8 protein-coding genes are annotated in these 9,828 nt (G+C 75.2%); 3 read left to right on the plus strand and 5 right to left on the minus strand.

Annotation, left to right across the window (positions count from 1 at the left end):
- Positions 1–100 precede the first annotated feature (100 nt).
- The 3 genes from AC3ERT_RS26410 to AC3ERT_RS26420 all read left to right on the plus strand — a co-directional run bounded on the left by AC3ERT_RS26410 (position 101) and on the right by AC3ERT_RS26420 (position 3,268).
- On the plus strand, positions 101–1,522 hold the full coding sequence (locus AC3ERT_RS26410; protein WP_435130503.1) for an MFS transporter: 1,422 nt from the start codon (positions 101–103) through the stop codon (positions 1,520–1,522).
- On the plus strand, positions 1,519–2,052 hold the full coding sequence (locus tag AC3ERT_RS26415) for a MarR family winged helix-turn-helix transcriptional regulator (protein WP_435177161.1): 534 nt from the start codon (positions 1,519–1,521) through the stop codon (positions 2,050–2,052). Before AC3ERT_RS26410 ends, AC3ERT_RS26415 begins: the two co-directional genes overlap by 4 nt.
- A 145-nt stretch (positions 2,053–2,197) precedes the next feature.
- Positions 2,198–3,268, plus strand: coding sequence for a LacI family DNA-binding transcriptional regulator (locus AC3ERT_RS26420; RefSeq protein ID WP_335983396.1), 1,071 nt, complete (start codon positions 2,198–2,200; stop codon positions 3,266–3,268).
- Positions 3,269–3,272: 4 nt separating this feature from the next.
- Here the strand turns inward: AC3ERT_RS26420 and nirD are convergent, their stop codons facing one another.
- From nirD to AC3ERT_RS26445, 5 genes are all read right to left on the minus strand, one after another.
- Positions 3,273–3,662: a nitrite reductase small subunit NirD gene (gene nirD / locus AC3ERT_RS26425; RefSeq protein ID WP_335983399.1), complete on the minus strand. Its 390-nt coding sequence runs from the start codon at positions 3,660–3,662 to the stop codon at positions 3,273–3,275.
- Positions 3,659–6,247, minus strand: a complete 2,589-nt coding sequence (gene nirB, locus AC3ERT_RS26430) for a nitrite reductase large subunit NirB (protein ID WP_435177164.1) — start codon at positions 6,245–6,247, stop codon at positions 3,659–3,661. Before nirB ends, nirD begins: the two co-directional genes overlap by 4 nt.
- 124 nt (positions 6,248–6,371) lie before the next feature.
- Positions 6,372–6,863, minus strand: a complete 492-nt coding sequence (locus AC3ERT_RS26435) for an OsmC family protein (RefSeq protein ID WP_435130511.1) — start codon at positions 6,861–6,863, stop codon at positions 6,372–6,374.
- Between the two features lie 56 nt (positions 6,864–6,919).
- A complete protein-coding gene (locus AC3ERT_RS26440; protein ID WP_435177195.1) occupies positions 6,920–7,609 on the minus strand; it encodes a SanA/YdcF family protein in 690 nt (229 codons plus the stop codon).
- Between the two features lie 202 nt (positions 7,610–7,811).
- Positions 7,812–9,743 (minus strand): hypothetical protein, encoded by a 1,932-nt coding sequence (locus tag AC3ERT_RS26445; RefSeq protein WP_435177166.1) that lies wholly within the window; start codon positions 9,741–9,743, stop codon positions 7,812–7,814.
- Positions 9,744–9,828 lie beyond the last annotated feature (85 nt).

Consider the following 9,828-nt stretch of genomic DNA (forward strand, 5'->3'; position numbering starts at 1 on the left):
GAGCGGACCCCGAAACGGTTGTACGACAACAACGAAATCGGTTGTAGAGTAGTAATGATTCTACTTGTACAAGCGATGCGAGAGGCCGGGACGCGAAGGTATGCCCGAACTGACCTACCGGCGCCGGATGCTGGTCCTGGCGATCTGCTGCATGAGCCTGCTGATCGTCAGCCTGGACAACACGATCCTCAACGTCGCGCTGCCCTCGATGCAGCGGGACTTCCACGCCTCGCTCTCCGGGCTCCAGTGGACGATCGACGCCTACCTGGTGGTGATCGCCTCGCTGCTGCTGCTGGCCGGCTCCACCGCCGACCGGGTCGGGCGGAAACGGATCTTCCAGATCGGCCTGGTGGTCTTCACCCTCGGGTCGGCGCTGTGCAGCCTCGCTCCCGGGCTGGGCTGGCTGATCGCCTTCCGCATGCTCCAGGCGGTCGGCGGCTCGATGCTCAACCCCGTAGCGATGTCGATCATCACCAACACCTTCGTCGACCCCAAGGAGCGGGCGAAGGCGATCGGCGTGTGGGGCGGTGTGGTCGGCATCAGCATGGCGGCCGGTCCGATCATCGGCGGTGCGCTGGTGGAGTCCGTCGGCTGGCGCTCGATCTTCTGGATCAACGTGCCGGTCGGCCTGGCCGCGCTGGTGCTGACCGCGCGGTTCGTGCCCGAGTCGCGGGCGCCCCGGGCCCGCCGGATCGACCCGGTCGGCCAGGTGCTGGTGATCCTGCTGCTCGGCACCCTCACCTACGGGATCATCGAGGGCACCGGCGCGGGCTGGGGCTCGCCGCTGATCGTCAGCTGCTTCGTGGTGGCCGCGGCGGCGGTGCTGGCGCTGGCCGGCTACGAGCGCCGCAGGTTCGACCCGCTGATCGACGTGCGGTTCTTCCGCAGCGTGCCCTTCAGCGGCGCCACCCTCATCGCGGTGTGCGGCTTCGCCGCGCTCGGCGGGTTCCTCTTCCTCAACACCCTCTACCTCCAGAACGACCGCGGCCTGTCGGCGCTGAAGGCCGGTCTGTACATGGTGCCCATGGCCGTGATGTGCCTGGTCTTCGCGCCGCTGTCCGGCCGGCTGGTCGGCGCCCGCGGGCCGCGGCTGCCGCTGGTGCTCGCCGGGATCACGATGACCGCCAGCGGCGTGCTCTTCTCGGCGTTCCACGCGGAGGAGCACAACGCCGAACTGTTCGCCTCCTACGTCCTGTTCGGCATCGGCTTCGGCCTGATCAACGCGCCGATCACCAACACCGCGGTGTCCGGGATGCCGCGCGCGCAGGCCGGGGTGGCCGCCGCGGTCGCCTCCACCAGCCGGCAGGTCGGCTCGTCGCTCGGCGTCGCGGTGCTGGGCGCGGCACTGGCGGCCGGGCTGCACGAGGGAGCATGGTGGATCATCGCCGGGTGCGGGGCGGCCGTGCTGGCGCTCGGCGTCCTCACGACCGGGCGCTGGGCGCGCGGGACGGCGGAGCGTACGGCGTCGGCGCTGATGGCGCCGGAGGTGGAGAAGGACGAGATGGCGGTGAGCGCGTCGTGACGGCGGCGGAAGCGGCAACGGGTGCGGGCGCGAATTCAGGTGCGGATTCGGGTGCGGCTGCGGGTGCCGAGGTCCGGACGGGGGCGGCCGAGCGGATCTGGAGCAACCTCCGCGCGCTGGTGCTGGAGCAGAACGAACGGCGCAAGGAGACCGCCGAAGCGCTCGGGATGAGCTTCTTCCGGGTCAAGGCGCTGCGCCGGATCGCCGCGCGCCCCTACCGGATGAGCGACCTCGCCACCGAACTCGCCTCCGACCGCCCCTACCTCACGCTCATCGTCGACGACCTGGAGAAACGCGGCCTCGTCGAGCGCCGCCAGCACCCCACCGACCGCCGCTGCAAGATCGTCTCCGCGACCGAGCAGGGGCAGGCCGCCGCGGCCCGCGCGAACGCGATCCTCGGCAACCCCCCGCCCGCGCTCGCCGCCCTCCCCCCGGACGACCTCGCGACCCTCGACCGCGTCATCGCCACCCTCGTCGCCTCCGGCGCCCAGGCCCTGGCCGGCCCCCCTGCCGTCGAACCCGGCGAGTAGCAGCCCGACCGCCGCTGCCCGGTGTGCGGGCAGTGGCGGGTGGGGGTTGGGGGGATGGCGGCGGGGTGGGGAGCGAAAGTTTCGTAAGAGGGAGCGAAGGTTAAGGGCGCTGCTCTTGCGGGGCGGGCGGGCTACGATCACGGGTATGAGTACCACCAGCGTGCAGCCGCCCCGTGACGACCAGCCGGAGCCGTCCGGCGGCGGCACCGCGACGCTTGCCGAGATCGCACGGGCCGCGGGCGTGTCGGCTCCGACTGTTTCGAAGGTCCTCAACGGCCGGGGCGATGTCGCACCCGCCACCCGCAGCCGGGTGGAGGAGCTGCTGCGCCGGCACGGCTACCAGCGGCGGCGCGGCAGCGTGCAGCCGGCGCCGCTGATCGACCTGGTCTTCCACGAGCTGGAGAGCTCCTGGGCGATGGAGGTGATCCGCGGGGTGGAGAACGTGGCCCGGCAGGAGAGCCTGAACGTGGTGCTGTCGGAGTCCGCCGGCCGGCTCAGCCCCGGGCAGACCTGGGTGGACGGGGTGCTCGCCCGCCGCCCCACCGGGGTGATCCTGGTGCTGTCCGGCCTCGACCCGGCGCAGCGCGCCCAGCTGATCAGCCGCGACATCCCGTTCGTGGTGCTGGACCCGGCCGGCGACCCGGGCGAGGACGTCCCCGCGATCGGCGCGGCCAACTGGCAGGGCGGCCTCGCCGCCACCCGCCACCTGCTGGAGCTGGGGCACCGCCGGATCGGCGTGATCGGCGGGCCCGACGGCATGATGTGCAGCCGGGCCCGGATCGACGGCTACCGCGCGGCCCTGGAGACCGCCGGCGTCGGCTACGACCCGGCGCTGGTGCGGTCCGGCGACTTCCACCACGAGGCCGGCTACACCGCCGGACTGGCGCTGCTGGGCCGCCCGGACCGCCCCACCGCCGTCTTCACCGGCAACGACCTCCAGGCCCTGGGGCTCTACGAGGCCGCCCGCGAACTGGGCCTGCGCGTCCCGCAGGACGTGAGCGTGGTCGGCTTCGACGACCTGCCGCTGGCCCGCTGGATCAGCCCGCCGCTGACCACCGTCCGGCAGCCGCTGACGGAGATGGCCGAGGCCGCCGCGCGGCTGGTGCTGGACCTCAGCCGCGGCAAGCAGCCGAGCACCCTGCGGGTGGACCTGGCCACGCGGCTGGTGGAGCGGGCCAGCAGCGCGCCGCCCCCCGCCGCGGACGAAGCGCCGTAGCGCGTCAGGCGAGCCGTACCGGGTAGCTCGCCACGGCCACCGTGTCGTCGTCCAGGCACCGCCCGTCCGCCAGGTCGAACCGCTGCTTGAGCAGGGGCGAGGCCACGTACGGGCGGTGGCCGGGCGCGGTGGAGCCGACCAGGCCGTGGCTGAGCACGCCCGCACCGGTGAACGGGTCCACGTTCCCGATCGCGTACAGCTTCCCGCCGCGCACCCGGAAGAGCGCGGCCTGCGCACCGTCGGGCAGCAGTACCGCCACCCCGCGGCCGGGCTCCAGCGCGTCGAGCCGGCACACCGCGAACCAGCCGCCGGGGACCCGCAGTTCGACCGTGGCCGGGCGGTCGGGAGCTTCCGCGGCGGCGGTCGGCGCGGTCAGATCGGTCGTGGCACTCATACGGTCACCGTCTCGGTCAGGGCCAGCAGTACCGGCTCGGGCTTGATCTGGTCGCGCTCCGGCACGAAGCGGACCGTGGGGTCGGGGGTGTCGGGCGCGTTCACGAAGGACACGAACCGGCGCAGCCGCTCGGGGTCGCCCACGGTGTCCGCCCACTCGTCGCGGTAGTGCGCCACGTGCTCGGCCATCAGCGCCTCCAACTCCGCGCAGATGCCCAGCGAGTCGTGCACCACCACGTCCCGTACGTGGTCCAGGCCGCCCGGGATGCGCTCCAGCCACACGCTGGTGCGCTCCAGCCGGTCCGCGGTGCGCACGTAGAACATCAGGAACCGGTCGATCAGCCGGACGAGTTCGGCGTCCGAGAGGTCCTTGGCGAGCAGGTCCGCGTGGCGCGGGGTGGCGCCGCCGTTGCCGCCGACGTAGAGGTTCCAGCCGGACGCGGTCGCGATCACCCCGAAGTCCTTCGACTGCGCCTCCGCGCACTCCCGGGCGCACCCCGACACCGCCGACTTGAGCTTGTGCGGGGAGCGCAGCCCCCGGTAGCGCAGCTCCAGGTCGATCGCCATCCGCACGCTGTCCTGCACGCCGAACCGGCACCAGCTCTGCCCCACGCAGGACTTCACGGTGCGCAGCGCCTTGCCGTAGGCGTGGCCGGACTCGAACCCGGCGTCGACCAACCGGGCCCAGATCAGCGGGAGCTGCTCCACCCGGGCGCCGAACATGTCGATCCGCTGGCCGCCGGTGATCTTCGTGTAGAGGCCGAAGTCCCGGGCCACCTCGCCGATCACGATCAGCTTCTCCGGGGTGATCTCGCCGCCCGGCACCCGCGGCACGATCGAGTAGGAGCCGTTCTTCTGCATGTTGGCCAGGAACCGGTCGTTGGTGTCCTGCAACGCGGCCTGCTCGCCGTCCAGGACGTGCCCGCTCGCCCCGATCACCGGCGCCAGCGACGCGAGGATCGAGGCGACCGCGGGCTTGCACTCCTCGCACCCCTCGCCGCCGCGCGCCGCCTCCCGCCCGTATCCGTCGAGCAGTTGGCGGTAGGAGGTGATGCGCAGCGCGCGCACGATCTCGTACAGCTCGGTGCGGGTCTGCGGGAAGCAGCGGCACAGGCCGGTGTCCACCTCGACGCCGTTCGCGGCGAGTTCGGCGGTCACGATCTGCCCGAGCACCTTCACGCAGCTGCCGCAGCCGGTGCCGGCCCGGGTGCACTTCTTCACGTCCGGCACCGAGGTGCAGGAGTGGTCGGTGACGGCCGAACGCACCGTGCCCTTCGCCACGTTGTGGCAGGAGCAGATCACGGCGTCGTCGGGCAGCGCGGACACGCCCAGTCCCGCGGCGCCGCCGCCCGCGCCCGCGCTCGCCGGGAGCACCAGGTGCTCGGCCGCGACCGGCGGCACCGTGCCGGTCAGCGGGCGCAGCAGCCCGTACGACTCGGTGTCGCCGACCAGCACCCCGCCGAGCAGCGTGCCGTCCTCGGCGACCACCAGCTTGCGGTAGACCCCGGAGCGCGGGTCGGCGTACACCACGTCCAGGCAGCCGTCGGCGGCGCCGTGCGCGTCGCCGAAGCTCGCCACCTCCACGCCGAGCAGCTTCAGCTTCGCGGAGGTGTCCGCGCCGGTGAACGCGGCCGTCTCGCCCGCGATCCGGCGGGCGGCCGTCTCGGCCATCTCGTAGCCGGGGGCGACCAGGCCGTAGACGCGGCCGTCGGCGGCGAGCGCGCACTCGCCGATCGCGTACACCGAGGGGTCCGCGGTGCGGCAGGACGCGTCGACCACGATGCCGCCGCGTTCGCCGACCGGCAGGCCGCACTCCCGCGCCAGCTGGTCGCGCGGCCGGACTCCCGCGGAGAACACCACCAGGTCGGTGCCGAGCGTCGAACCGTCGGACAGCGCCATCGCGCGCACCCGCCCGTCCGGGCCGGCGACGACCTCCTGGGTGCCGACGCCGGTGTGCACGGCCACGTCCAGCTGCTCGATCCGGCGCCGCAGCGCCCGGCCGCCGCCCTCGTCGACCTGCACCGGCATCAGCCGGGGCGCGAACTCCACGACGTGCGTGTCCAGGCCCAGGCCCTTCAGGGCGCCGGCCGCCTCCAGGCCGAGCAGGCCGCCGCCGACCACGGTGCCGCTGGTCGCGCCCGCCGCGTACGCCTCGATCGCGAGCAGGTCCTCGATGGTGCGGTAGACGAAGCAGCCCGCCGCGTCCCGGCCCGGCACCGGCGGCACGAACGGGTACGAGCCGGTGGCCAGCACCAGCGTGTCGTACGCCACGACCACCCCCGAGCGGGCCGTCACCGTCCGCGCGTCCCGGTCGACGGCCACCGCGGGGTCGCCGAGCCGCAGCTCGATGCCGTGCCGCGCCATGAAGCCGTCCGGTACCAGGCCCAGCTCCTCCGGGGCGGTCCCCTCGGAGAAGTACGAGGTCAGATGGACCCGGTCGTAGGCCGCGCGCGGCTCCTCGCACAGCACCACCACCCGGGCCCTGGCGGTGAGCCCGCGGTCGGCCAGCGCCTCCAGGAAGCGCTGCCCGACCATGCCGTGGCCGACCAGCACGATCGTCGGGCGCGTCTCGGTTCGGTTCTCCATACCCGCAACCCTGCGCCGCCGCTGTTTCCCGAGGACATCCCGCCGATTTCCCGACGGCAACGCTGCCCTCATCCCCCCGGGTGCCCCGGTGTGAGCGCGGCGGCGGCCGCTTCGTGGGCCGGGGTTACGCGGGGGAGGTGGGAACGGGCCTCGCGGTGGGGGCGTGGTGGACGGGGAAGTTGACGGAGTTGGCGATGAAGCAGAGCTCCTGGGCGCGCTCGTGGAGGGCGTGGGCCAGGTCGAGCATGTCGGGGGAGGCGACCTCGACCTCGGGGCGCAGGACGGCCTCGGTGAAGTGGCCGGCGCCGTCGGGCGTCTCGGTCATGGTGCCCTCGGCACGGTCGGTGTAGCCGGTCACCACGACGCCGTTGACCGCGCAGAGGTGGAGGTAGGAGAGCATGTGGCACTGCGAGAGCGCGGCGAGCAGCATCTGCTCGGGGTTCCACCGGTCGGCGTCACCGCGGAAGTGCGGGTCGGCGGACCCGGCGATCACGGGTGTGCCGGGTGCTGTGACCTCGTGGGTACGGCGGTAGGAGCGGTAGGAGTCCGTGCCGGTGCCGACGTTGCCGGTCCAGACCAGCTCGGTCCGGTAGATGTGCTGCCGGGCGGACGGCATGGCGGCTCCCTCGGGTCGGTGGCCGCCATGCTAACCAAGCGGTCGCTTCCCACCGCTCAGCGGGCGGCCAGGGCGCGGGCCACTGCGGTCTCGTGGCGGCCCAGGAACTTCGGGTTCGGTTTGAGTACGACGTCGAGTGCGGCCTTGTCCGCGGCCAGCACCTCCCGGGTGCCGCCGGCGTACCAGGTGGCGTCGTGCCGCTCGTCGACGCCGACGCCGTACGCGTCGATCCCGGCGGCCTTGCACAGCGCCAGCGCCCGGTCGACGTGGAAGCCCTGGGTGACGAGCACCGCGCGCCGCACCCCGAAGATCCGCCGGGCGCGGTCGCAGGAGTCCCAGGTGTCGAAACCGGCGTAGTCCAGCACCACACGGGAGGCGGGCACGCCGTGCGCCTCCAGGTAGGTGCGCATCGCGGCCGGTTCGTTGTAGGAAGGGCGGCTGTTGTCGCCGGTGGCGAGGATCACCCGCACCTTGCCCGCGTCGTAGAGCCGTACCGCCGCGTCGAGCCGGTGCGCGAGGTAGGCCGACGGGACGTTGCCGGTCAGTCCCGCGCCGAACACCACGGCGACGGGCGCGCTCGGCACGTCCTGCTCGGAACGCACCCGGCTGTCCTGGGTGAGCCGCAGCCACGCGGAGGGCAGCAGCGCGAGCACGCACAGGGCCACCGCGCAGCGCAGCAGGCGGCGCCGGGCGCGGCGGGACTCCGGCAGGCGGGGGAGGAGCCGGGGGCGGGCGCCGTCGGGCACGAGCAGGCCGTCCCGGGTGCGCGGGCGGTGCGGCGGGGCCACGCCTCGGCGCGCCCCCGGTGCACGTACGGTCCCCCGCGCACGGAGGGTCCCCGGCACCCGTACGGTCCCCGGCGCGCGGGTCGGACCGGTCCGGTCACGCATGCCGTACTCCCTCGCTCGACGCGGCGGACGCACCCGCGCCCGCCGTACGCACCCCGCCCTACACGCTCAGGGACGTCCGCCCGGCCCACGCGGTTGCGGTGAACTCCCGTGCCGCGGCAGCCGAGTACAGCGCCGCGGCCAGCCAGGCGGTGGCGAACGCGTCCGGGGAGGCGGGCAGCATCGCGCCCAGCCGGTCCGGGCGGCGGGCCCGGGTCGCGGCGGCCAGTGCCCGCGCGCACGCCGCGGCCGTCGGCATCCCGGCGGCCACCAGCCGCGCGGGCAGCTCCGGGTCGACCGCGGCGGCGGCCAGCGCACGGCCGCCCGCCACGGTGCGGCCCACCGCCCGGCTGAGCAGCTCCCACTCCACCGGGGGCGGCGCGAGCGGCGGCACCGGCGGCGGGGCCGCGGCGACTCCGGTAAGCCCGGCGGCGCCGGGCGGGAGGCGGTCCAGCCCCAGGTCGTGGCGGGCGCCGTCCGGCGCCGCCAGGGCCAGCGCCGCGACGCTGGAGGGCCGGTCGGACGTGAGCCGGCCGATCAGCCGGACCCGGCCGCCGGGGCGCTCGGCGAGCCGCCGCAGGTTGTCCGCGTACGTCAACTCCGGCCGCTCGTCCGGCGCGTGGAGCAGCACCGGCGGGCCGTCGTCGGGCACCAGCACGGGCCGGCCGCCGCGGGCGGCCACGGTCCCGTCGAGGAAGAGCAGGTCGGAGCCCGCGGGGCGGCGCTCGGGGTCGGCCGCCTGATGGGCGAGCACCGCCCGGACCTGGTCCGCGGGCGGGCGGCGCCACAGCGCGTCCAGCGGCTCCGCGTACCAGTCCGCGCCGCCCGCGCCGACCGTCCGCAGCCCGGCGCCGCCGCCGATCCGGCCGTCCTCCGTGACGGTCGCGCCGGTGGCGATCAGGCCCGCGCCGCGGCCGAGTGCGCGCAGGGACAGCGCCGCGCCGCCCGGCACCCGGCTGCCGGCGGCGGCCCTGGCCCGGTCCGGCGGCCCGGGCGCGACCACGGCCAGGGTGCGCAGCGTGCCGCCCGGCGCGAGGGCGTACGTCCGCGCGCCCGCGTAACCCGAAGCGGTCACCACCGGCTCGGTGAACAGCCCGTACAGCCGCAGTGATCCGCTCGGGCGGTAGGTCCGGCGGGCCTCGCCCGCTGCCCGGTGCGCGGCGGCCCGGGAGGCGGGGTCGGCCGGGTCGGCGTCCCGCACGGTACGGGCCAGGTCGAGCAGTTCGGCCAGGTCGTCGACCAACTCCGCCAGCCGGAAGGAGGGTTCGGCGGCGCGGGCCTCCCCCAGGCGGCGGGCGGCGCGGACCGCGGCGGCAGCCGGGCGGTGCAGGCCGGCCAGCCGGGCGGAGCGGGCGGCGTGCAGCAGGCCGGTGCGCGGCAGCGTGGAGGCGACGGCGCCCTCGCGCAGGACGGCGACCCCGGCCGCCCACAGGGCATGCGCGGCCTGCCGCACGGCCGGGGACAGCGGGGGCGGGTCCGACGGTGTTCCGGGAGCGGGAGGTGCGGGGGCCGCAGCGGGTGCGGGGGCGGGTGCGGGCGCTGGTGCGTCCGGCAGCGGGTGGGGCCGCTGGGACGGCTCGGGTGCTTCCGCGACGGCAGTGCTGCTTTCCCCCGGGCGCTCTCCGCCTTCGACGCCCCCGGCGCCCTCCGTGTCCTCGGGCTCCTCCGCTTCCTCCTCCGCTTCTTCCTCCGCCTCCTCCGCCAGGGGCGCCGCCGCCAGTACGGCGGCCCGGTGCAGGCAGGCCGGGGCGAGCAGGCAGTCGCAGCGCACCGCGGCGGCCGTCGCCACCGTGCCCCGCGCGGTGAGGGCGAGCAGCACCGAGGTGTCCGCGTCCACCGCCACCCGCACGGCACCCTCCTCCCGGGTCACCTGCCACCCGGCCACCTTCGCCACCGCACCGTCGAGCCGCTTGCGCAGCCTCGGCGGCAGATCCGCCAACGCGTCCGCCGCCGCCCCCGCCGCGACCGGCGGCAGCCCCGTACCCCGCTCCATCCCCGCGCCTTCTTCCCCTCGCACCACGCCCCCCGCCGCCGCTCGTCATCCTGCCCCAGGGGTACGACACTCCCGGCCCGCCGCC

It is taken from the genome of Actinacidiphila sp. bgisy145, from assembly GCF_057708125.1.

Excerpts from the sequence above, each read along its gene's own strand:
- AC3ERT_RS26410 (WP_435130503.1), top strand. The coding sequence starts at position 101 with ATGCCCGAACTGACCTACCGGCGCCGGATGCTGGTCCTGGCGATCTGC.
- nirD (WP_335983399.1), bottom strand. The coding sequence starts at position 3,662 with ATGAGTGCCACGACCGATCTGACCGCGCCGACCGCCGCCGCGGAAGCT.
- AC3ERT_RS26435 (WP_435130511.1), bottom strand. The coding sequence starts at position 6,863 with ATGCCGTCCGCCCGGCAGCACATCTACCGGACCGAGCTGGTCTGGACC.
- AC3ERT_RS26420 (WP_335983396.1), top strand. The coding sequence starts at position 2,198 with ATGAGTACCACCAGCGTGCAGCCGCCCCGTGACGACCAGCCGGAGCCG.
- nirB (WP_435177164.1), bottom strand. The coding sequence starts at position 6,247 with ATGGAGAACCGAACCGAGACGCGCCCGACGATCGTGCTGGTCGGCCAC.
- AC3ERT_RS26445 (WP_435177166.1), bottom strand. The coding sequence starts at position 9,743 with ATGGAGCGGGGTACGGGGCTGCCGCCGGTCGCGGCGGGGGCGGCGGCG.